The organism is Streptomyces pratensis, from assembly GCF_016804005.1.
Lineage (GTDB): Bacteria > Actinomycetota > Actinomycetes > Streptomycetales > Streptomycetaceae > Streptomyces > Streptomyces pratensis_A.
Window position 1 is genome coordinate 5,397,350 of sequence record NZ_CP051486.1, and the last position, 20,751, is coordinate 5,418,100.

22 protein-coding genes are annotated in these 20,751 nt (G+C 71.3%); 8 read left to right on the forward strand and 14 right to left on the reverse strand.

Going from position 1 to position 20,751, the window contains the following annotated elements; translation table 11 throughout:
- Positions 1-8 precede the first annotated feature (8 nt).
- Together HED23_RS22025 and HED23_RS22030 are read right to left on the reverse strand one after the other, a co-directional pair.
- A complete protein-coding gene (locus tag HED23_RS22025) occupies positions 9-680 on the reverse strand; it encodes a methionine ABC transporter permease (protein ID WP_203185099.1) in 672 nt (223 codons plus the stop codon).
- Entirely contained in the window at positions 677-1,747 is a 1,071-nt protein-coding gene (locus HED23_RS22030) for a methionine ABC transporter ATP-binding protein (protein ID WP_203185100.1), read from the reverse strand. Before HED23_RS22030 ends, HED23_RS22025 begins: the two co-directional genes overlap by 4 nt.
- Positions 1,748-2,316: 569 nt before the next feature.
- Between HED23_RS22030 and HED23_RS22035 the strand changes: the two genes are divergently transcribed.
- Both HED23_RS22035 and HED23_RS22040 read left to right on the forward strand, forming a co-directional pair.
- Entirely contained in the window at positions 2,317-2,676 is a 360-nt protein-coding gene (locus tag HED23_RS22035; protein ID WP_203185101.1) for a hypothetical protein, read from the forward strand.
- A gap of 2 nt (positions 2,677-2,678) precedes the next feature.
- The gene (locus HED23_RS22040) at positions 2,679-3,140 is read left to right on the forward strand and encodes a hypothetical protein (protein WP_203185102.1); all 462 of its coding nucleotides are present in this window, start codon (positions 2,679-2,681) and stop codon (positions 3,138-3,140) included.
- A gap of 22 nt (positions 3,141-3,162) precedes the next feature.
- Here the strand turns inward: HED23_RS22040 and HED23_RS22045 are convergent, their stop codons facing one another.
- The 3 genes from HED23_RS22045 to HED23_RS22055 all read right to left on the reverse strand — a co-directional run bounded on the left by HED23_RS22045 (position 3,163) and on the right by HED23_RS22055 (position 5,544).
- Positions 3,163-3,666, reverse strand: a complete 504-nt coding sequence (locus tag HED23_RS22045) for a GNAT family N-acetyltransferase (RefSeq protein ID WP_203185103.1) — start codon at positions 3,664-3,666, stop codon at positions 3,163-3,165.
- A 37-nt stretch (positions 3,667-3,703) separates the two neighbouring features.
- On the reverse strand, positions 3,704-4,273 hold the full coding sequence (locus HED23_RS22050; protein WP_203185104.1) for a sigma-70 family RNA polymerase sigma factor: 570 nt from the start codon (positions 4,271-4,273) through the stop codon (positions 3,704-3,706).
- Between the two features lie 107 nt (positions 4,274-4,380).
- Positions 4,381-5,544, reverse strand: a complete 1,164-nt coding sequence (locus HED23_RS22055) for a glycerophosphodiester phosphodiesterase (protein WP_203185105.1) — start codon at positions 5,542-5,544, stop codon at positions 4,381-4,383.
- Positions 5,545-5,776: 232 nt separating this feature from the next.
- Between HED23_RS22055 and HED23_RS22060 the strand changes: the two genes are divergently transcribed.
- Entirely contained in the window at positions 5,777-6,448 is a 672-nt protein-coding gene (locus HED23_RS22060) for a lysophospholipid acyltransferase family protein (RefSeq protein WP_203185106.1), read from the forward strand.
- Between the two features lie 46 nt (positions 6,449-6,494).
- On the opposite strand, the gene HED23_RS22065 is transcribed toward HED23_RS22060, so the two are convergent.
- Positions 6,495-8,042 carry an MFS transporter gene (locus HED23_RS22065; protein ID WP_203185107.1) on the reverse strand — a complete coding sequence of 516 codons (1,548 nt, stop codon included), beginning with the start codon at positions 8,040-8,042 and terminating at the stop codon, positions 6,495-6,497.
- Positions 8,039-8,590: a TetR/AcrR family transcriptional regulator gene (locus tag HED23_RS22070; RefSeq protein WP_203185108.1), complete on the reverse strand. Its 552-nt coding sequence runs from the start codon at positions 8,588-8,590 to the stop codon at positions 8,039-8,041. The genes HED23_RS22065 and HED23_RS22070 overlap by 4 nt, the downstream gene beginning before the upstream one ends.
- A gap of 152 nt (positions 8,591-8,742) precedes the next feature.
- Here HED23_RS22070 and HED23_RS22075 point away from each other — a divergent pair, with 152 nt between their 5' ends.
- The gene (locus tag HED23_RS22075) at positions 8,743-9,243 is read left to right on the forward strand and encodes a hypothetical protein (RefSeq protein WP_203185109.1); all 501 of its coding nucleotides are present in this window, start codon (positions 8,743-8,745) and stop codon (positions 9,241-9,243) included.
- Between the two features lie 77 nt (positions 9,244-9,320).
- On the opposite strand, the gene HED23_RS22080 is transcribed toward HED23_RS22075, so the two are convergent.
- Both HED23_RS22080 and argH read right to left on the reverse strand, forming a co-directional pair.
- The gene (locus HED23_RS22080; protein ID WP_203185110.1) at positions 9,321-10,292 is read right to left on the reverse strand and encodes an aldo/keto reductase; all 972 of its coding nucleotides are present in this window, start codon (positions 10,290-10,292) and stop codon (positions 9,321-9,323) included.
- A 63-nt stretch (positions 10,293-10,355) separates the two neighbouring features.
- The gene (gene argH, locus HED23_RS22085; protein ID WP_238442074.1) at positions 10,356-11,789 is read right to left on the reverse strand and encodes an argininosuccinate lyase; all 1,434 of its coding nucleotides are present in this window, start codon (positions 11,787-11,789) and stop codon (positions 10,356-10,358) included.
- Positions 11,790-11,967: 178 nt separating this feature from the next.
- Between argH and HED23_RS22090 the strand changes: the two genes are divergently transcribed.
- From HED23_RS22090 to HED23_RS22100, 3 genes are all read left to right on the forward strand, one after another.
- Complete coding sequence (locus tag HED23_RS22090; RefSeq protein ID WP_203185112.1) at positions 11,968-13,188, forward strand: hypothetical protein; 1,221 nt, start codon at positions 11,968-11,970, stop codon at positions 13,186-13,188.
- 41 nt (positions 13,189-13,229) lie between these two features.
- Positions 13,230-13,829, forward strand: coding sequence for a pyridoxamine 5'-phosphate oxidase family protein (locus tag HED23_RS22095; protein WP_203185113.1), 600 nt, complete (start codon positions 13,230-13,232; stop codon positions 13,827-13,829).
- Positions 13,830-13,893: 64 nt separating this feature from the next.
- Positions 13,894-14,595, forward strand: coding sequence for a L,D-transpeptidase family protein (locus tag HED23_RS22100; protein ID WP_203185114.1), 702 nt, complete (start codon positions 13,894-13,896; stop codon positions 14,593-14,595).
- Here the strand turns inward: HED23_RS22100 and HED23_RS22105 are convergent.
- From HED23_RS22105 to argC, 5 genes are all read right to left on the reverse strand, one after another.
- A complete protein-coding gene (locus HED23_RS22105) occupies positions 14,589-15,134 on the reverse strand; it encodes an arginine repressor (protein WP_203185115.1) in 546 nt (181 codons plus the stop codon). The genes HED23_RS22100 and HED23_RS22105 overlap by 7 nt on opposite strands.
- A 25-nt stretch (positions 15,135-15,159) precedes the next feature.
- A complete protein-coding gene (locus HED23_RS22110; RefSeq protein WP_203185116.1) occupies positions 15,160-16,356 on the reverse strand; it encodes an acetylornithine transaminase in 1,197 nt (398 codons plus the stop codon).
- Entirely contained in the window at positions 16,353-17,303 is a 951-nt protein-coding gene (gene argB / locus HED23_RS22115; protein ID WP_238442075.1) for an acetylglutamate kinase, read from the reverse strand. The genes HED23_RS22110 and argB overlap by 4 nt, the downstream gene beginning before the upstream one ends.
- Positions 17,300-18,454, reverse strand: a complete 1,155-nt coding sequence (argJ, locus tag HED23_RS22120; protein ID WP_203185117.1) for a bifunctional glutamate N-acetyltransferase/amino-acid acetyltransferase ArgJ — start codon at positions 18,452-18,454, stop codon at positions 17,300-17,302. The genes argB and argJ overlap by 4 nt, the downstream gene beginning before the upstream one ends.
- A gap of 88 nt (positions 18,455-18,542) precedes the next feature.
- On the reverse strand, positions 18,543-19,571 hold the full coding sequence (gene argC / locus HED23_RS22125; RefSeq protein ID WP_203185118.1) for an N-acetyl-gamma-glutamyl-phosphate reductase: 1,029 nt from the start codon (positions 19,569-19,571) through the stop codon (positions 18,543-18,545).
- A 221-nt stretch (positions 19,572-19,792) separates the two neighbouring features.
- Between argC and HED23_RS22130 the strand changes: the two genes are divergently transcribed.
- Positions 19,793-20,749, forward strand: a complete 957-nt coding sequence (locus HED23_RS22130; RefSeq protein WP_203185119.1) for a GlxA family transcriptional regulator — start codon at positions 19,793-19,795, stop codon at positions 20,747-20,749.
- Positions 20,750-20,751 lie beyond the last annotated feature (2 nt).

Genomic DNA, 20,751 nt, shown 5'->3' on the forward strand with positions numbered 1-20,751 from the left:
GGAGAAGTTCAGGAGGTGGTGCGGCCCCGCCGTGTCAGCAGGCGTACGGCTCCGTCACCGATCAGCTGGACCACGGTCACGATGACGATGAGCAGCGCGACGGTGATGAGCATGAACTGGTTGTCGAAGCGCTGGAATCCGTAGGTGACGGCCTTGGAGCCGAGCCCTTCGCCGCCGACGGCGCCGGCCATCGCGGAGTAGCCGATGAGCACGATGACGGTGGTGGTGACGCCGGAGATGAGCGACGGCAGGGCCTGCGGGAGCAGGACCTTGCGGACGATCGTCGGGATGGACCCGCCCATCGACTGGACGGCCTCGACGAGCCCGTGGTCCACCTCGCGCACCGCTGTCTCGACGAGCCGCGCGAAGAACGGGATGGCGCCGATGGCGAGCGGCACGATCATCGCGGACGGGCCGATGAAGGTGCCGACGACCCAGGTGGTGAAGGGGATCAGCGCGATCAGCAGGATGATGAAGGGCAGGGAGCGGCCGATGTTCACGATCACGCCGATGACCTTGTTCACCGCGACGTTCTGCAGCAGTCCGCCCTTGTCGGTGAGGACCAGCAGGATGCCGAGCGGCAGCCCGCCGACGACGGTGACGAGCGTGGACCAGAGCACCATGTAGAGGGTGTCGATGGTTCCCTGCGAGAGCAGTGGCTGCATTTCGGACCAGGTCACTTCGCCACCTCCTTGGTGATCGGGGCGGGGGTCTGGGCGGGGATGCCGGCGGTCGCGGCGGGGGCGCCGTCCACGATCTCGGCCTGGAGACCCTGCTCGCGCAGGAAGCCGATCGGTACGACGTTCTCCTCGAAGCGGCCGGGCAGCTCGATGCGCATGCGGCCGATCTGCTTACCGCCGACGGTGTCCATCGCCGCGCCGAGGATCGAGATGTCGATGTTGTACGTACGGGAGAGCTGCGAGATCACCGGCTGGGCCGCGGCCTCGCCGTGGAAGGTCACGTCGACGACGGTGGAGCCGGGGCCGGAGGCGGTGCCGCCGACGGGGAACAGCTCGTGGGCCAGCTCGGAGCCGGGGGTGGCCAGCAGTGAGCCGACAGTGCCCGACTCGACGATGCGGCCGTTCCTCATCAGCGCGGCGGAGTCGCAGACGGTCTTGACGACGTCCATCTCGTGCGTGATGAGCAGGACGGTGAGGCCGAGTTCCTGGTTGAGGTCGCGCAGCAGCTGCAGGATGGAGCGGGTGGTCTCGGGGTCGAGCGCGGAGGTCGCCTCGTCGGAGAGGAGCACCTCCGGGTCCCCCGCGAGGGCGCGGGCGATGCCGACGCGCTGCTTCTGGCCGCCGGACAGCTGGCCGGGGTAGGCCTTCGCCTTGTCGGCGAGACCGACGAGGTCGAGGAGCTCGAGCGCCTTGCGGGTGCGGGCCTGTCCGGAGAGCCCGAGGATCTCCAGGGGGAGCTCGACGTTGTCCCGGACCGTGCGCGAGTCGAGCAGGTTGAAGTGCTGGAAGACCATGCCGATGCGGCTGCGGGCCCGGCGGAGCTCCTTGCCGGCGCGGCGGCCCCGGCCGGCGAGGGCCGTGAGGTCCTGTCCGGCGACCGTCACGGTGCCCGAGGTGGGGCGTTCGAGGAGGTTGACGCAGCGGATGAGGGAGGACTTGCCGGCGCCGCTCTGTCCGATGACGCCGTAGACCTCGCCTTCGTGGACGTGCAGGTCCACGCCGTCCAGGGCGGTGACCTCACGGCCGCGTGACTGGTAGACCTTCGTGAGGCCCGAAGTGGTGATCACAGGGTTTCCGTCACTGTCGAGTGCGCGGCGCGGTGTCCGCCGGGCACGGGGCAATCGTCTGGTGAGACTTTTCTCAGTGGTCGACCGGTGGAGTCTCGGCATGGTCCGTCCCGGCGGGGCCGCCGGGCGCGGGGCATGCCCGGGCCTGCTCGATCCGCTGGGTGCGGACGGCACGGGCTCGGTCTCGCTTCGGGGCGCGAGGCTCAGGCGGGGGCCCTCAGAAGGCGCGCATTCGACACATACAACGAGCACCGGGCGTCAGGATCGCCTCGGTCGCAGGGCTGCGGTAGCTCGTCGTGGTCATGCCCCAAGTAAAACAGACCCGATGTTCCGGCAGCCCACGGTGTCCGCATAGCGGACGGTGACGGACGTGCGCCGTCGCGCCGGACTCGCTGTGCGCACTGCTTTGACCTGCGGAAACGTAATCCTTGTCCGGTCACCGAGCCGGTGGCGGCGCGATCACGCGGTACGGACCCTGTGGCAAAGGCCACGATTCCTGGAAGCGTCCGCTCCGGCCGCCGTCCGGGCCCGCACGCGGCGGCTCCGCCCGTCCGTAATACCCTCGCTTCATGCTCGACGCCCTGACGGTCGCGGTCGCCGTGACCGCGCTCGCCCTCGCCGCCTGGTGCGGATTCGCCGCCTACCGGGACCAGCCCACGAAGGACTGGCACTTCATCGGCATGGCGGTCGTCTCCGTGCTGGCGCTGGCACAGCTGCTCGTGGGAATCGTGCAGCTGGCACGCGGTGAGCGGCCCGACCAGGGCATGACGATCTTCATCGCCTATCTGATCGGCGCCTTCGCGTCCGTGCCCGCGGCAGGTTTCCTGTCGCTGTCGGAGCGGACCCGCTGGGGTTCGGTGACAGTGGCGGCCGGTGCGGTCGTGCTCGCCGTCCTCGAAGTACGGCTCTACGACATCTGGGGAAACTGACCATGCGCGACACCGACCGCACGGGAACGCCCGCGTCCCCGGCCCCGGAACGGAACGCCACGACGCAGAGGCAGCGGTTCGAGCTCGGCACGGGGCCGGGCCGGGTACTGGTCTGGTTCTACGGGGTGTTCACCGTGGCCGCCGCGTCCCGCTCGATCGTCGAGATGATCCTGGACTTCGGCAAGGCCCCGCTGGCGTACACCCTCTCGGCCGTCGCCGCGGTCGTGTACGGGTTCATCACGTACTCGCTGGTGCGGGGCGGGGAGAAGGCGCGCAGGGCGGCGCTGGTGTGCTGCGCCGCCGAGCTCGCGGGCGTACTGGTCGTCGGCACGTGGACGCTGGTGGAGCCGTCCGCCTTCCCGGACAGCACGGTGTGGTCCGGTTTCGGCATGGGCTACCTGTTCATCCCGGTGATCCTGCCGGTCACCGGGATGATCTGGCTGCGACACGCACGGAACGCCTGACAAAGGGCGCCCTCGGGGTGGTTCAGGCGCTGGCCACGTAGGCCGGCGCGGTGGCGTCCTTCTCGAGCAGGACCAGCCGGACGCCGTCACCTCCGGTGGTGTTGCCCACCCGGGCGTAGCCCGCCTTGCGGTAGAGCCGCAGATTGCCTTCGCTGCGCTCCCCGGTGTGCAGACGGAAGCGGGTGGCCGAACGCCCGTCCGCCAGACCGGATTCCGCGGCGCGCAGGAGACGGGTGCCGAGGCCGTGGTTGCGGAGCCTGGGGTGGACGCAGAGCTTGCCGATCCGGCCGACGCCGTCCGCGTCGGTGAAGCCGCGCACGGAGCCGACGACTTCGTCGCCGAGCCGGGCCACGAACACCAGGTCCGAGGCGACTTCGTCCCGGACGGATTCGAGTGGCTGGACGAGTGGATCTATCCGGTAGTTGCCGTAGAGCTCCGCCTCGCTCTGGAAACAGAGGTACTGGAGTCTGAAGATCTGCTCGACGTCCTGTGCTGTCGCCGCCGAGATGGTCACGCTCATGCCCATGTGTGCATGCCTCCCGCTCACCTGGTCCGCCGGTTGTCTACCGCTCCCTTCCCCGCAGTTCAGGAGCTACAACCTCCGCCGCGAGCATTCTGCGCAGACATCCAAGGCATCGGGAACGCATAGGACCCAAACTCCCCTGTGACATACCCAACTCCCCTGCGATCTCCCGGTAGGTCGGATCGTGGGGAGCGAGCATCGCCTCGATCAGCCGAGGGCATCTCCCCGGAAGCCGGCCCACCGCGGAGCGCAGGGCCCTGCGTTCGTCGGCTCCCACCGCCATCCGTTCGGGGCAGCCGGCCCAGTCGCCCGGGGGTTCACCGGCGGTGTAGGCGCACTCGCGCCGGGCCCTGCGGCGGGCCGCGCGCGCTTCCGCCCGTACGGCGGCGCGGACCCAGCGGGCGGGGTCGGCGGGCAGGTCCGGGCCGGTCCGGCGCTCCAGCAGCCGTAACCACACCGCCTGTTCCAGGTCCGCGGCCTCGATCCCGGCGGCCTGGGCCTCGGCTCCAGCCTCCGCGCGCACCAGCGCGTGCAGGGCGTGGACGGTCTCCCGTCGCCGGCCGCCGGCCTCATCGGCCGGGGCCACCGGAACATGATCAAGAAGAGTCATGCCTCGTCAACGCTCCCCGTGCACGGCGGGTTGCCGCGCACGGGGAGCTCCACCCGACCGGGGTACGGGTGCCGGCCTGCTGACGTGCCCGGTCCGGCCCCCGGACCTCAGTCCTGCGCGAAGTCGGCGGCGGCGAGCAGGGCGGTGTCCGGGTTGTCGGAGAAGATCCCGTCGATCCCCGCCTCGAAGTACACCCGGAGAGCGCCGAACACGTCGCCGTACGCGTTCGGGTCCGTGCCGCGCCGGAAGTCAGCGGGCAGGAAGGTGTTCTCGTTGCGCAGGGTGTACGGGTGCAGGACCAGACCCCGCGCGTGCGCGTCGGCGGCCAGCGCGGTGGGGGCGGTCAGCCGCCCCGCACCGTCCCTCGGGATGACCAGGTCCAGCGTGGGGCCGATGCCCTGGGCGAAGGACGCGATCCACTTCAGTCCGTCGGGCTTCACCAGATCGGCGACGGTTCGGGGGTCACCAGCCTGCACGAAGTCCCAGGGCCGTTCCTTCGGGCCCGACAGCAGGACGACACGGGGCGTGGCGACCAGCTTCGACAGCCGCTGCATGGAGCTCGGCTCGAAGGACTGGAGTATCAGGGCGGAGCCCGCCCGGTGCCGGCCGTAGCGGCGCAGCAGCTTGGCGAGCGGCTCCTCCAGGCCGAGTCCGAGACCCCTGAAGTAGGAGGGGTGCTTGGTCTCGGCGTAGAGCCACACGGTCCTGCCGCGCCTGCGGCCCTCCTTGTCGGCCCAGCGCAGGACCTCCTCGAACGTGGGGATCTCCCATCGGCCGTCGTACACCGTGTTCTCCTGGCGGTTTCCGGGGATCCGCTCCTTCGCGCGGAGGGTCTTCAGCTCCGCGAGGGTGAAGTCCTCGGTGAACCAGCCGGTGAGCGACACACCGTCGACCTGCTTGGTGGCCTTGCGGCTCGCGAACTCGGGGTGGTCGGCCACGTCCGTGGTGCCGGTGATGTCGTTCTCGTGACGGCAGACCAGGTGTCCGTCCTTGGTCGGCACGAGGTCCTGCTCGACGATGTGCGCGCCCATGTCCAGGGCCAGCTGGTAGGAGCCGAGGGTGTGTTCGGGGCGGTAGCCGCTGGCGCCCCGGTGGCCGATGACGGTGGGCACGGGCAGGTCCCGGTAGGAGCCGTGCCCGCCGCTCCGCGCGTCGGGCGCGCCACGCCCGGCCGCGTTCGCCGTGCCGGACACCCCGAGGGCCGTCGTACCGAGGACCGCGGCCCCCAGGAGGGTCCGCCGACCGGGCCCCGTCTGCGCGCGCTCTGTCATGATTGCTCCTCGCATGTGATGTCTGGCACCTTCGGGCGAGGCCTGATCGTAGGCAGCTACGCCATCGGAGGGGCAGCCCGTGGACGAACATGGCGGAAACACATGTCAACACTGCGTATCCGCTGGGTGAACCCGATGTGCGGAGAGGCGGTACCCGCGAGTATCGTCCTCACCTGCACAGACCCTCGCGAATTCCCGCCCCGGCCGCCCGGCCACGACACCGGAGGATGCGTTGTCCCGACTCACGGTCATCAAGGCAGTGCTCGGACCGATCCTGCGCCTGCTCTTCCGGCCCCAGGTGGAAGGCGTCGAGAACATCCCGGGGAACGGTCCGGTGATCCTCGCCGGCAACCACCTGACGTTCATCGACTCGATGATCATGCCGATCTGCTGCGACCGGCCGGTCTACTACATCGGCAAGGACGAGTACGTCACCGGCAAGGGACTCAAGGGCCGGCTGATGGCCTGGTTCTTCACCGGCTGCGGCATGATCCCGGTCGACCGGGACGGTGGCCGCGGCGGCGTCGCGGCGCTGATGACGGGCCGCCGGGTGCTGGAGGAGGGCCACGCCTTCGCCATCTACCCCGAGGGCACCCGCTCCCCCGACGGCCGGCTCTACCGGGGCCGTACGGGCATCGCGCGGCTGACCCTGATGACCGGCGCGCCTGTCGTGCCGTTCGCGATGATCGGCACCGACAAGCTGCAGCCGGGCGGCGCCGGCCTGCCCCGTCCGGGCAAGGTCACGGTCCGTTTCGGTGAGCCGATGGAGTTCTCGCGCTACGAGGGCATGGACCGCGACCGTTACGTCCTGCGGGCGGTCACGGACTCCGTGATGGCCGAGGTGATGCGGCTGTCCGGCCAGGAGTACGTCGACATGTACGCAACGAAGGCCAAGGCCGCCTGAACCGGACGGGTTCGTTCCGGTGCCCGGCGCGGCAGCGCCGGGTCACTCACTCGTCGGGGATGATGCCCTCCTCCAGCTTCTGGTCGCGCAGCAGGAACCACGCGGCGACAGCGGTCGCGAGCAGCACGACGGCACCGACCGCCGCCGATACCCGCAGCCCGTTGACGAAGGCCTCCTGAGCCGCCACCACGAGTTCGCTCCCCTGGTGCGCCGGGAGGTGCTCCGCCGTCTCCACGGCTCCGCCGAGCGACTCGTGTGCCGCCGTCGCGGCGGCGTCCGGGGTCCCCTCGGGCGTCGCGAAGCCCTTGTACACGCCCGTGACGATCGACCCGAGCAGCGCGATGCCGAGGGCCGCGCCGAGTTCGTACGCCGTCTCGGACACCGCTGACGCCGAACCCGCCTGTTCCTTCGGGACGCTGGAGAGAATGACGTCGGAGGTGACGGTGAAGGCGAAACCCGCTCCGACGCCCACCACCAGGAGCAGGACCCCGATCAGCGGATAGCCGGTCTCCTTGTGGATCACCGTGACCACGGCGAGCGACACGCCGATGGCGCCGAGCCCGACGGCGACCACGGAGCGTACGGAGTAGCGGCGTGCGACCCTCCCGGCCAGCAGGCCGGCGGTCACCGCGCCGACCGCCGCGGGCAGTTCGGCGAGCCCCGCTTCGAGCGGCCCCCGACCCTGGACCAGTTGCAGGAACTGGGAGAGGAAGAAGACGATGCCGGACAGTCCGAGGATGGTCAGCAGGTCGGCTAGGACCGCGCCGGAGAACCCCCGGTGGTGGAAGAGCCGCATGTCCAGCAGCGGGGCGGGAAGCTGGCGCTGACGCCGTACGAACCAGGCGAGGGCCAGCGCGCCGCCGACGCCGACCAGGGCGGTCTGCCAGCTCAGGCCGTGCGCGGCGAGCTCCTTGATGGCGTACACGACGCCGACCATGCCGACCAGGGAGAGCCCCACACTGAGCAGGTCCCAGGGGCCAGGTGCCGGGTTCTTCGACTCGGGGATCATCTTGATGCCGACGGCGACGAGGACCGCCATCACGGGCAGGTTGATCAGGAAGACCGATCCCCACCAGAAGTGCTCCAGCAGGAGCCCGCCCACCACCGGCCCGACGGCGGCACCCGCCGCTGCCATCGCGCCCCAGATGCCGACGGCGAGGCTGCGTTCACGCGGGTCGTGGAAGAGATTCCGGATCAGGGCGAGCGTGGACGGCATCAGGGTGGCGCCGGCGACACCGAGCAGGGCCCTGGCCAGGATCATCATCTCGGGGGTCGTCGCGTAGGCGTTGAGCACGGAGACCGCGCCGAAGGCGGTGGCGCCGGTCAGCAGGAGCTTCTTCCGGCCGATGCGGTCGCCGAGGCTGCCCATGGAGACCAGGAGCCCGGCGATCACGAAGGAGTAGACGTCGCCGATCCAGAGGAGCTGGGTACCGGTCGGTTCGAGGTCCTCGCTGAGGAACGGGGTGGCCAGGCCGAGGACGGTGGCGTCGACGGCGACCAGCAGCACGGCCAGGACGAGCACGGTGAGGGCGATCCACCGGCCCGGATGGTGCGGATCGCCGGTGACGCCGGCCCTCGAGAACGTGCTGCTCATTTCTCCACGCTCCGGCGTGCTCCGCCCAGGAGCAACTCGACGATCATGTGGGGGAAGTCCTGCGCGGCGACCCGGCCGGCCTGGACCGACCACGCGCAGCTCCCGATCAGGCCGTACAGGGCCTCGGTCAGCCAGGCCGGGGTGAGGTCGATCCGGAACTCGCCGCGCTCCTGGCCGCGCCGGAAGAACGCCGAGACCCGGGCGTCGAGGCGGCTCCAGCCCTCGTTGACGTCGTCGCCCTCGAAGAGCTGGTTCTCGGTGACGAGGAAGGACAGCAGTCCCGCACTGGGCTGAACGGCCGTGATCAGCCGCCGCAGTCCGTCCTCCGCACCGCCCTCGTCGAGGCCGGCTGCGTCCAGAGCGGCTTCGAACTCACGGATGCCGAGGTCTTCCAGCGCTCCGATCAGGGCCTCCCGTCCGGCGAAGTGCCGGTGCAGGGTGGCACGGCCGATTCCCGCGGCCCGGGCGACCTCGTCCATGGTCGCGGTGGATTTCCGGGTCAGCAGTGCGGCGGCGCTCCGCAGCACCTGCTCGCGATCGAGAGTCATGAGACGACCGTAGCCCAGATGAGACAGCAGCGTCCCACCGCGCGCTGGCGCCGCCGGCCCGGGGGCATCCACCCGTGGCCGGACGCTCCGGCGGCCGCCCCGGCGTTCCGGGAAATCCCTGGGTGCCGGCAGTCCGGGGGCACCATGGCGGCATGAAGCCGCTGCTGCTGCTCGACATCGACGGTCCGCTCAACCCGTACGCGGCGCTGTCCCGCCCCACCCCTCCGGCGGGCTATCTGGTCCACCGGATGCGGCCGACCGGGTGGCGGACCGGTACGCCGCTGCCCGTTCTCCTCAGCCCCGGCCACGGCCAGGAACTGCTGGCTCTCACCGCCCGGTACGAGCTCGTCTGGGCGACCACCTGGAAGGACGAGGCCAACGAGTGGATCGGCCCCCGTCTCGGGCTGCCTCCGCTGCCGTACATCGACTGGCCCGCCATGCACGCCGCCACGGCGGACGGGACCTACTGGAAGACGCGTCACGTCGTCGACTATGCGGACGGCAGGCCCTTCGCCTGGGTCGACGACGAGATCTCCGGGCCCGACACCGCCTGGGTCGCGGCGCACCATCCGGGGCGGGCGCTGCTGCGTCGGATCGACCCCTGGGTCGGGCTGGTACGGGCGGACTTCGACGTGCTCGCCGACTGGGCCTGAGCCGGACGCCCCCGGACGGCGTAAGCGGCCGGACGGTGTGAGGCCTCCGGGTGGTCCGCGCCCGGCGATCCGGCCGCTCAGGTCCAGGGCAGGGACGCGCGATGGCGCCAGTAGGCCTCCGGCTCCTCCACCAGGGCGGCCAGCCGGTCCAGCCGGTCCGGGTCCAGGTCGAGCAGGGGAGCGTGCAGATTGGCCGCCAGCTGGGTCACGGTGGCCGCGCCGGAGAGGACGACTCCGGCCCACGGCTGGTGGAGCACGAGCGCCAGGGCGACCGCGTCCGCGTCCAGCCCTGCCTGGGCGCCGATCTCCCGGGCTGCGGCGGGCGCCTCTGTCCCGGCGAGCCGGCCGTTGGCCATGGCCTCCTTGACGATCACGGTGAGCCCCGCGTCGTGCGCCTCGGCCAGCGCCGCTCCGGCTGAGGTCTCCAGGGCGTTGTAGGTGGCCTGGACGGTACGGAAGAGGGGTTCGCCGTCCACCGTCACGGCCACGGCGGCCCGGATGGCGTCGGCCTGGCCGGGGCCGCTGGACGAGAATCCGACCGTGGTGCCCCCGGCGGCCAGCTCGGCGAGACGCTCGTGGAGGCCCTTGTCGCTGAGCACCGGACTGTCGGCGGTCACCGAGTGGATCTGGTAGAGGTCGAGCCGCTCGCCGAGCAGCGCGGCCGTCTCCGCGTGCTGGCGTTCGAAGGTGGCGAGGCCGTGGTCCTTCACCTCGTGCGTCTCGGCGTCCACGCGCCAGTCGCCGGTGTAGGTGTAGCCCCACTTGCTCCCGATGACCACGTCCGTCACCTCGGGCCGGGCCGTCAGCCACTCGGCGAGGAACTCCTCGGCGCGGCCGTACGAGCGGGCGGCGTCGAAATAGCGCACGCCCTGGGCGTAGGCCGCGTCCAGGAGCTCGTGGGTGCGGGCGCGCAGTGCGTCCGCACCACGGTCGCCCGGCAGATCACGGTCACGGTGCGGGGTGATGTAGCCGGGCCTGCCGACGGCGGCCAGGCCGAGCCCGATGTGGGAGGTCGGGGTGGTCGCTCGGTTCAGGCGGGCGAAGGGCATCGCGGGCTCCTCTGGGTCGGTTCCGAACGCCTTCCCGTCAACGTAGCCCGCGATGCCTGTGAATCAGCCGCGTGCGGTCGCCCAGGCGTGCTGCGTCACCAGGTCGGCCTTCACCTCGGCCAGCTGGACGGCCACGGCCGAGGGGGCCGTCCCGCCGCGCCCGTTGCGGGAGGCGAGCGCACCGGGCACGTTCAGGACGGTGCGTACCTCCGGGGTGAGGTGCTCGGAGATCTTGGCGAACTGCTCGTCCGTCAGCTCGTCGAGCTCGATGCCCTGCTGTTCGCACACCTTCACGCACTCACCCGCGACCTCGTGCGCCACCCGGAACGGCACGCCCTGCTTGACCAGCCACTCGGCGATGTCCGTGGCGAGCGAGAAGCCGGCCGGGGCCAGTTCCTCCATGCGCTCCCGGTTGACGGTGAGCGTGGCCATCATGCCGGTGAAGGCGGGGAGCAGGACCTCGAGCTGGTCGCAGGAGTCGAAGACCGGCTCCTTGTCCTCCTGCAGGTCGCGGTTGTACGCGAGCGGGAGGGCCTTCAGCGTCGCCATCAGACCTGTCAGGTTGCCGATGAGCCGGCCGGACTTGCCACGGGCCAGCTCGGCGATGTCCGGGTTCTTCTTCTGCGGCATGATCGAGGAGCCGGTGGAGAAGGCGTCGTGGAGGGTGACGAAGGAGAACTCCTTCGTGTTCCAGATGATGATCTCCTCGGCGACGCGGGAGAGGTTGACGCCGATCATCGCGGTGATGAAGGCGAATTCGGCGACGAAGTCACGGGACGCGGTGCCGTCGATGGAGTTCGCGACGGAGCCCCGCTCGAAGCCGAGGTCCGCGGCGACCGCCTCCGGGTCCAGCCCGAGGGACGACCCGGCCAGCGCGCCGGAGCCGTACGGGGACACCGCGGTCCGCTCGTCCCACTGGCGGAGCCGCTCCGCGTCCCGGGACAGGGACTGGACGTGCGCCAGGACGTGGTGGGCGAAGAGGACCGGCTGGGCGTGCTGGAGGTGGGTGCGCCCCGGCATGGCCACGTCCGGGTGGGCCTCCGCCAGCCCCACCAGGGCGTCCTGCAGCTCGGCGACCAGTCCGCCGATGATCCGGGCGTGGTCGCGCAGGTACATGCGGAAGAGCGTGGCGACCTGGTCGTTACGGGACCGGCCTGCGCGCAGCTTCCCGCCGAGGTCCGGGCCGAGGCGTTCCAGGAGGCCGCGTTCGAGGGCGGTGTGGACGTCCTCGTCGGCGATGGTGCCGGTGAACGAACCGTCGGCGACCGCGGCTTCGAGTGAGCCGAGTCCGTCGGTCATGCGGGACAGCTCGTCGTCGGTGAGCAGTCCCGCCTTGTTGAGCACGCGCGCGTGGGCACGGGAACCGGCGATGTCGTACGGCGCCAGACGCCAGTCGAAGTGGACGGAGGCGGACAGCTTGGCCAGCGCCTCGGCGGGGCCGTCGGCGAAACGGCCGCCCCAGAGGCGTACGTCGCTGTTACCGGTGCCGTTGCTCACTGCGTGCTCCTCGGAGTACATGGGGTGTGCGTCCGCCTGACGGCAGCGAACAGCATAACTATGCGACATCCCGTATATCTTGTCAAAGTTGCTGGTCAGGGTGGAGAAAACGGCTGTCCTCACGCGGGGTCCGCCTTCTACGATCGGCGTCCACGCAACACATGGCCAGGGGGACCGCATGAGTGACGAGCAGGGGCCGGCCGAACGGCTCGCCCTCGGGACACCGCTGCGGGAGGCACTGGACACCATCTCCCCGGCGGCCTGGCTCGCGCTGGACGCCGAGGTACGGATTCTGGCCTCGCGCCCCGCGAACCGGCTGCCGACACGCAACGATCTGCGGGGGCTGCCCGCGGGTCCGCTCTCCCCAGGCGACGAGTCCCGGGTCGCGCTGGCTCTCTGCCACCCCAACGGCAGGGTGCGCGAGGCGGCACTGGGAAGGGCCGCCGAGACGCCGGGCCTGTTGCCGCTCCTGGTGGTGCGATGCGCCGACTGGGCGGCACCGGTGCGCGACCGGGCCCGCGCCGTGCTCGCGGACGCCGCCGGGCCGGGGTTCGCCCGGGTCACCCCTCTCGTCCTCCTCCTGTCCCGACGCGACCGGGGCGGCTTCGCCCTGCACCTGCTGGAACGCGTCCTGCGCGACGGGCCGGGGCGCGACGTGGAGGCGCTGCTCGACGACGAGGACCGCGCGGTGCGCCGGTTCGCCTGCGGGATCGCCGTCGACCGGCACCTGCTGACCCGGGCGGAGCTCGCCCGCAGGGCGGCCGCCGCGGACGACGTACGCGTCCAGGTCCTCTACGCCGAGGCGGCACTCGCGGGGGCCGGTGAGGACGACCACGACGCCGTGGTGGCACCTCTGCTGAGCGCCCGGTCGCCACAGGTCCGGGCCGCCGGTGTGACCGGTCTGCGCCGGGCCGGTCGGCACGGGCAGGCGGCCGGGTTCCTCGCGGACCGGTCGGGTCTGGTACGGGCTTGCGCCCGCTACGTGCTGCGGCAGGGCGGCACCGACCCGCTCCCCCTGTACAGGTCGATGTGCCTCGATCCCGCGCAGCGCCCCTCCGCGGTCGCGGGGCTCGGCGAATGCGGCTCGCGGACCGACATCGAGACGCTGTGGCCCCTGACCGCCCACCCGCTGCCCGCCGTGCGCGCCCACGCGGTGGCGGCGCTGTGCGCACTCGACGCGGTGCAGCCGGACCGGATACGTCCGCTGCTCGACGACCCGGCGGCGGTCGTGGTCCGCGCCGCCGCCCGGGCCCTGCGTCCTTACGCCGCCACGCTCGACGCGGACCTCCTGCGCGCGCGGCTCACGCCTGACCGGCCCCGCGCCACTCGGAGCGCGGCCCACAGGCTCCTGGCGGCACAGGAACGCGCGCACGCGCGGGGGCTGTGTCCCAGGCCTTGAAATGCCCGAGCGCCGCCGGTCGTTCACGTGACAATGCCTTCATGGGAAAAACTTACGATCGTATCGACGGGCGACTCAGGGCTTTCATCGAGGAGCAGCACCTCTTCTTCACCGCGACCGCGCCCCTGGACGGGGACGGCACGGTCAACCTCTCGCCCAAGGGCATGAGCGGGTCGTTCGCCGTCGTCGACGAACGGACCGTGGCCTACCTCGACTTCGCCGGCAGCACCGCCGAGACCGTCGCCCATCTCCGGGAGAACGGGCGCATCACCCTGATGTGGTGCGCCTTCCAGGGCCCGCCCAACATCGTCCGTGTACACGGCCGCGGTGAGCCGGTGTTCCGTGACGACCCGCGCTTCCCCGGGCTGCTCGGCCACTTCCCCGGCATCGACCCGACCCCCCACGGGCTGCGCGCCGTCGTGGTGGTGACGGCCGAGCTGATCCGGGACTCCTGCGGTTACGCGGTGCCGTTCATGTCGTACGAAGAGGACCGTTCCCTGCACGCCGCCCGCTTCCGCCGCGAGGACGACGAGAGTCTCAGCAGGTACTTCGAGAAAAAGCCCGACATAGCCACGAGCATCGACGGACTGCCGGGCCTTCCGCTGCCGCTGCCCGCGATGCCCACACCGGCCACGGGGTGAGGCGCTGGGCCGTACGGAGCAGGCGCGGTGGGGGCCCGCCGCCGCGCCCCGTACGGTCCGGAGCATGCGCAGACTCCTGGTGACCGCGTCGGTCCTGCTGGCACTGGCCGGCTCGCTCGCGGCGCGCCCCGCCGCACCGCCGCCGCTTCCGGAGCGGCTGGCCGACACGGGCGGCGGTACGCAGTTGATCACTGCCGAGGCCCCGGCCACGGACTCCGTAACCGGCACGGTCACCTGGTGGGACAGGCGTGGGCGCGGCTGGGTGGCCACGGGTTCGGCGCCCGCCCGCTTCGGGGCGAACGGTCTGGCCGAGGGCGCCACCCGCATCCAGGGCACGAACACCACGCCCACCGGGCTGTACGACCTGCCGTACGCCTTCGGGACGAGGGCGGCCCCGCCCGGGACCCGCTACCCGTACCGGCGGGTGGGCGACACCTCGTGGTGGTGCCAGGACAACGCGTCCCGGGCCTACAACCGCTGGGTGGACCCGCGGCCCGCCGACTGCCGGGCCGGCGAGGCCGAACACCTCGTCACCTACGGGACCCAGTACGCCCGTGCGCTCGTCATCGGCTTCAACTACCACCGGCCGGTACGGGGCAGGGGCGCCGGGATCTTCCTCCACGTCGACGGGAAGGGCGCGACCGCCGGCTGCGTGTCCGTGCCGGCGGCCGCCATGGACCGGATCCTGGCCTGGGCCGACCCGGCCCGCCGTCCGCACATCGCGGTCGGGACGGCTGCCGGCCCGACCGCGATCACGCGCTACTGAGAACCTCGGTCGTTCTGGGCCAGCCGCAGCAGGTGGTCGGCCAGCGCCTGACCGCCCTTCGGGTCACGGCTGATGAGCATCAGCGTGTCGTCGCCCGCGATCGTGCCGAGGATCGCCTGGAGTTCGGCCTGGTCGATGGCCGAGGCGAGGAACTGTGCGGCGCCCGGAGGCGTGCGCAGCACCACGAGGTTGGCCGAGGCCTCCGCGGAGATGAGCAGCTCGGCCGAGAGCCTGCGCATCCGCTCCTCCTTGGCCGACCCGCCGAGTGGTGCCTGCGGGGTGCGGAAACCGCCCTCGCTCGGCACCGCGTAGATCAGCTCGCCTCCGGTGTTGCGGATCTTCACGGCGCCGAGCTCGTCCAGGTCGCGCGAGAGCGTCGCCTGGGTGACGCTCAGCCCGTCGTCGGACAGGAGCCTTGCCAGCTGGCTCTGCGAGCGCACCGGCTGGCGGTTCAGGATGTCCACGATCCTGCGGTGGCGTGCCGTGCGGGTCTGTGGCACCGACGGCCCGCCGTGGTCGGTTTCCTGCGCCTCGGTCATCGTCGTCGCCTCATTCTCCGGATCGTCACTCCCCGGATCGTCCGTCCCCGTAAGCCGCGTCGAGAGCTCCCGGCAGAATCCGCAGGAACGCGTCCACCTCGGCGTCACCGATGATCAGCGGCGGCATGAGCCGTACGACGTCGGGGGCGGGCGCGTTCACCAGGAGTCCGGCTCCCTGAGCCGCCTGCTGCACCTTCGGTGCGAGGGGCCCGGTGAGCACGATACCCAGGAGCAGTCCCGAGCCGCGGACATGGGAGACCAACGGGTGCCCGAGGCCTTCGACACCGTCCCGGATCCGCTCGCCGAGCCGCTTCACGTTGTCCAGGCTGCCTTCGGCGGCCAGGGTGTCCAGCACTGCGAGACCTGCGGCGCAGGCGACGGGGTTGCCGCCGAACGTCGTGCCGTGCTGACCGGGCTTCAGCAGGTCGGCGGCGGCACCGAACGCGACGGTGGCACCGATCGGCAGTCCTCCGCCGAGGCCCTTGGCCAGGGTGACCATGTCGGGCTCGACGCCCTGGTGGGCCTGGTGCTCGAACCAGTGGCCGCAACGGCCGATCCCGGTCTGCACCTCGTCCAGGACGAGCAGCGTGCCGGTGGCCCGCGTGATCTCCCTGGCCGCCTCAAGGTAGCCCCTGGGCGGTACGACGACACCGTTCTCGCCCTGCACCGGCTCGATGATCAGCAGCGCGGTGCCGGTCGTCACCGCGGCCCGGAGCGCCTCGACGTCGCCGTACGGCACGTGGGTGACGTCACCGGGCAGCGGCAGGAACGGGTCGCGCTTCGCGGGCTGGCCGGTCAGCGCGAGACTGCCCATGGTCCGGCCGTGGAAGCCGCCGTCGGTGGCGACCATGTGCGTCCGCCCGGTCAGCCGGCCGATCTTGAAGGCCGCCTCGTTGGCCTCGGCGCCGGAGTTGCAGAAGAAGACCCTGCCCGCGCGTCCGAAGAGCTGCAGCAGACGTTCGGCGAGCGCGATGGGGGGCTCGGCGGTGTAGAGGTTGGAGACGTGGCCGAGAGTGGCGATCTGCTCGGAGACGGCCTCGATCACCGCGGGGTGGGCGTGGCCGAGCGCGTTGACCGCGATGCCACCGACGAAGTCGAGGTACTCGGTTCCGTCCGCGTCCCACACCAGAGCGCCCTCGCCGCGCACCAGAGGGAGCTGCGGGGTGCCGTAGTTGTCCATCAGCGCACCCTGCCAGCGCTGTGAGAAATCCTCGTTGCTCATGACTCCCCCTCTGTTCCGGTCCGCGCGACGGTCCGCGCCGCGGTCTGCGCCACGGGGATCGTGTCGGGCACGACCATCGTGCCGACCCCCTCGTCGGTGAAGATCTCCAGCAGGATCGAGTGCTGGACCCTGCCGTCGATGACACGGGCCGTCTCGACACCGTTGCGTACGGCGTGGAGGCAGCCCTGCATCTTGGGCACCATGCCGCTGGAGAGCTCGGGCAGCAGCTTCTCCAACTCGGTGGCGGTGAGCCGGCTGATGACGTCGTCGCTGTTCGGCCAGTCCTCGTAGAGGCCCTCGACGTCGGTGAGGACCATCAGCGTCTCGGCGTTCAGCGCGGCGGCGAGTGCGGCGGCCGCGGTGTCGGCGTTCACGTTGTAGACGTGGTTGTCCTCGGCGGAACGGGCGATGGAGGAGATGACCGGGATCCGGCCGTCGTCCAGCAGCGCCTGGATCGCCCCGGTGTCGATGGCTGTGATCTCACCGACGCGGCCGATGTCGACCGCCTCGCCGTCGATCACGGGGCGGTGCTGGGTGGCGGTGATCGTGTGGGCGTCCTCGCCGGTCATGCCCACGGCGAGCGGGCCGTGCTGGTTGAGGAGCCCGACGAGCTCACGCTGGACCTGTCCGGCCAGCACCATGCGTACGACGTCCATCGCCTCGGGCGTGGTGACGCGCAGCCCGGCCTTGAATTCGCTGACCAGACCCTGTTTGTCGAGCTGGGCGCTGATCTGCGGGCCACCGCCGTGCACCACGACCGGCTTGAGGCCGGCGTGCCGCAGGAAGACGACGTCCTGGGCGAAGGCCGCTTTCAGCTCCTCGTCGATCATGGCGTTGCCGCCGAACTTGATGACGACGGTCCTGCCGTTGTGCCGGGTGAGCCAGGGAAGCGCCTCGATGAGGATCTGTGCCTTGGGCAGCGCGGTGTGCTTCCTCGCGGCGCTCATGAGCTGTACGCGCTGTTCTCGTGGACGTACTCGGCGGTGAGGTCGTTGGCCCAGATGACGGCGGACTCGTCTCCCGCAGCGAGGTCCGCGGTGATCCTGACCTCCCGGTAGCGCATGTCCACCAGGTCACGGTCCTCGCCGACGCTGCCGTTCTTGCACACCCAGACGTCGTTGATGGCGACGTTCAGCCGGTCCGGCTCGAAGGCGGCCTTCGTGGTGCCGATCGCGGAGAGCACACGGCCCCAGTTGGGGTCCTCACCGTGGATGGCGCACTTGAGGAGGTTGTTCCGGGCGATGCTCCGGCCGACCTCGACGGCTTCGTCCTCCGACGCCGCGTTGATCACCTCGATCCGGATGTCCTTGGACGCGCCCTCGGCGTCTCCGATCAGCTGCCGGGCGAGGTCGGCGCAGACGCTCTGCACGGCCTGCTCGAACTCGGCCTGGGCGGGGGTGAGTCCGCTCGCCCCGGAGGCGAGCAGCAGCACGGTGTCGTTGGTCGACATGCAGCCGTCGGAGTCGACGCGGTCGAAGGTGGTGCGGGTGGCGGTGCGCAGCGCGGCGTCGAGCGCGGGCGCTTCGACGTCGGCGTCGGTGGTGAGGACGACCAGCATGGTGGCGAGACCGGGGGCGAGCATGCCCGCGCCCTTGGCCATGCCACCGACGGTCCAGCCCTCGCCGCCCGCGACGGCGGTCTTGTGGACCGTGTCGGTGGTCTTGATCGCGATGGCGGCCTTCTCGCCACCGTGTTCGCTGAGCGCCTCGGCTGCCTGCTCGATGCCGGGCAGCAGCTTGTCCATGGGGAGGAGCAGTCCGATCAGGCCGGTCGACGCGACCGCGATCTCACCGGCGCTGTGCCCCGTGAGGACCTCGGCGGCCTTCTCGGCGGTGGCGTGGGTGTCCTGGAAGCCCTGCGGACCCGTACAGGCGTTGGCACCACCGGAGTTGAGGACGACGGCGGTCACCTCTCCGCCCTTGAGCACCTGTTCCGACCAGAGGACGGGCGCCGCCTTGACGCGGTTGGAGGTGAAGACGCCCGCGGCGGCGCGGCGGGGCCCGTTGTTGACCACGAGGGCCAGGTCCGGATTACCGCTCTCCTTGATTCCGGCGGCGATGCCCGCCGCCGTGAATCCCTTGGCTGCCGTGACGCTCACTGCATCTCCTCTTTCGCTTCTCCGCCCGCGCGGCGCGGCGGCGCGGCCTTCTTCGTTGCCGGCAGCCCGGCGGCTGCGGGTACATCGCTCACGGTGCGACCCCGATCGTGGAGAGTCCCGTCTCCTCGGGCAGGCCGAGGGCGATGTTCATGCTCTGCAGGGCGCCTCCGGCGGTGCCCTTGGCGAGGTTGTCGATGGCGCTGATCACGATGATCCGGCCGGCGGCCTCGTCGTGGGCGACCTGGATCTGCACCGCGTTGGATCCGTACACGGCCGCGGTTGCGGGCCACTGCCCCTCGGGCAGCAGGTCGACGAACGGCTCGTCGGTGAAGGCCTTCTCGTACGCCGCGCGGAGCGACTCCGCGCTCACCCCGGGCCTCGCCTTCGCGCTGCACGTGGCGAGGATCCCGCGCGGCATGGGCGCCAGGGTCGGCGTGAAGGACACGGAGACGGGCTCACCGGCCGCGGCGCCGAGGTTCTGGATCATCTCTGGGGTGTGGCGGTGGGTGCCGCCGACGCCGTACGGGGTCATGTTGCCCATGACCTCGGAGCCGAGCAGGTGCGGCTTGGCCGCCTTGCCCGCGCCGGAGGTGCCGGACGCCGCGACGACGACGGCCTCGGCTTCGGCGAGACCGGCCGCGTACGCCGGGAAGAGCGCGAGGGAGACGGCCGTCGGGTAACAGCCGGGGACGGCGATGCGCTTGGCCCCCTCGAGCGCCGCACGGGCGCCGGGCAGCTCGGGCAGGCCGTAGGGCCAGGTGCCGGCGTGCGGCGAACCGTAGAACTTCTCCCAGTCGGCGGGGTCCTTGAGCCGGAAGTCGGCGCCCATGTCGACGACGAGCACCTCGTCACCGAGCTGCTCCGCCACCGCGGCGGACTGCCCGTGCGGCAGGGCCAGGAAGACGACGTCGTGCCCGCTGAGCACCTCCGCCGTGGTCGGCTGGAGGACGCGGTCCGCGAGCGGCCTGAGGTGCGGCTGCAGCGCGCCGAGCCTCTCTCCGGCGTTGGAGTGGCCGGTGAGGGCCCCGATCTCGACCTGTGGGTGGGTGAGGAGCAGACGGAGCAGTTCCCCGCCGGCGTATCCGCTCGCCCCTGCCACTGCCGCACGTACCACCATCGGAATTCCTCCTCATCGATGGCATGACTATACGCAGTAATGCAGTTTTATGCAAAGACTTCACGGAAGCCGTCTCGGTCCCACCGCCGGTGTGCCCGGGTTCTCGAGGTGGCCCGTGAGCGGTCGAACCGGGCCGTCGGGTGAGCCGGGACCCGCGTCGAACCTGCCCGGCTCGCGGAACCAGGCCGATTCTCCCCCCGCACCCCCGTACCCTCTTCCCCGTGCCCGGCCCTTCCCCGCATCACGTCGCCGTCCTCGTCCTCGAAGGCGCGAAGCCACTCGACGTCGGTATCCCCGCGCAGGTGTTCACGACCCGTGCGAGCATGCCGTACGAGGTGCGGGTGTGCGGCGCGGAATCCGGTCCCGTGACCGGCGGTGACGGTCTGTCGTACCACGTCGCCCACGACCTCCACGCGCTCGAGTGGGCCGACATCGTCTTCGTGCCCGGCTACAGGTTCCCGGACCGCGGCGACCCGCCGCAGGCCGTCGTCGACGCGCTGATCGGCGCCCACGACCGGGGCGCGCGGCTCGCCGCCATCTCGACGGGCGCCTTCGCGCTCGCCGCCACGGGCCTGCTCGACGGCAAACGCGCCACTACACACTGGCATTACACGCGGGCGCTCGCGGCGAGGCATCCGCTCGTCCAGGTCGACGAGAACGTGCTGTTCGTCGACGAGGGCAGCGTGCTGACGTCGGCCGGCGCCGCCTCGGGCATCGACCTGTGCCTGCACATCCTGCGCGGGGATCTCGGGGTGGCCGCGTCGAACCACGCGGCCAGACGCCTGGTGGCGGCCCCCTACCGCAGCGGCGGTCAGGCGCAGTACGTGCCGCGCAGTGTGCCCGAGCCGCTCGGGGAGCGGTTCGCCGCCACCCGGGAGTGGGCGCTGCGCCGGCTCGGCGAGGCCCTCACGCTCGAAGCGCTCGCAAGGCACGCGACGGTGTCACCCCGCACGCTCTCGCGACGCTTCGTCGAGGACACGGGGTACACGCCGATGCAGTGGGTCATGCGCGCCCGCGTCGACGTGGCCCGCGAACTGCTGGAGCGTTCGCAGCGGAGCGTCGAGCAGATCGCCGCGGACGTCGGTCTCGGCACCGGTACGAATCTGCGGCTGCACTTCCATCGCGTCCTCGGCACCACGCCGAGCGAGTACCGGCGCACCTTCGCCGAGGGCGAGTAGCC

What these genes read in the sequence shown, in the direction of transcription:
- HED23_RS22035 (WP_203185101.1), top strand. Translation starts at nt 2,317, where the DNA reads ATGCTCGACGCCCTGACGGTCGCGGTCGCCGTGACCGCGCTCGCCCTC.
- HED23_RS22040 (WP_203185102.1), top strand. Translation starts at nt 2,679, where the DNA reads ATGCGCGACACCGACCGCACGGGAACGCCCGCGTCCCCGGCCCCGGAA.
- HED23_RS22045 (WP_203185103.1), bottom strand. Translation starts at nt 3,666, where the DNA reads ATGGGCATGAGCGTGACCATCTCGGCGGCGACAGCACAGGACGTCGAG.
- HED23_RS22050 (WP_203185104.1), bottom strand. Translation starts at nt 4,273, where the DNA reads ATGACTCTTCTTGATCATGTTCCGGTGGCCCCGGCCGATGAGGCCGGC.
- HED23_RS22055 (WP_203185105.1), bottom strand. Translation starts at nt 5,544, where the DNA reads ATGACAGAGCGCGCGCAGACGGGGCCCGGTCGGCGGACCCTCCTGGGG.
- HED23_RS22065 (WP_203185107.1), bottom strand. Translation starts at nt 8,042, where the DNA reads ATGAGCAGCACGTTCTCGAGGGCCGGCGTCACCGGCGATCCGCACCAT.
- HED23_RS22070 (WP_203185108.1), bottom strand. Translation starts at nt 8,590, where the DNA reads ATGACTCTCGATCGCGAGCAGGTGCTGCGGAGCGCCGCCGCACTGCTG.
- HED23_RS22075 (WP_203185109.1), top strand. Translation starts at nt 8,743, where the DNA reads ATGAAGCCGCTGCTGCTGCTCGACATCGACGGTCCGCTCAACCCGTAC.
- HED23_RS22080 (WP_203185110.1), bottom strand. Translation starts at nt 10,292, where the DNA reads ATGCCCTTCGCCCGCCTGAACCGAGCGACCACCCCGACCTCCCACATC.
- HED23_RS22090 (WP_203185112.1), top strand. Translation starts at nt 11,968, where the DNA reads ATGAGTGACGAGCAGGGGCCGGCCGAACGGCTCGCCCTCGGGACACCG.
- HED23_RS22095 (WP_203185113.1), top strand. Translation starts at nt 13,230, where the DNA reads ATGGGAAAAACTTACGATCGTATCGACGGGCGACTCAGGGCTTTCATC.
- HED23_RS22100 (WP_203185114.1), top strand. Translation starts at nt 13,894, where the DNA reads ATGCGCAGACTCCTGGTGACCGCGTCGGTCCTGCTGGCACTGGCCGGC.
- HED23_RS22105 (WP_203185115.1), bottom strand. Translation starts at nt 15,134, where the DNA reads ATGACCGAGGCGCAGGAAACCGACCACGGCGGGCCGTCGGTGCCACAG.
- HED23_RS22110 (WP_203185116.1), bottom strand. Translation starts at nt 16,356, where the DNA reads ATGAGCAACGAGGATTTCTCACAGCGCTGGCAGGGTGCGCTGATGGAC.
- argB (WP_238442075.1), bottom strand. Translation starts at nt 17,303, where the DNA reads ATGAGCGCCGCGAGGAAGCACACCGCGCTGCCCAAGGCACAGATCCTC.
- argC (WP_203185118.1), bottom strand. Translation starts at nt 19,571, where the DNA reads ATGGTGGTACGTGCGGCAGTGGCAGGGGCGAGCGGATACGCCGGCGGG.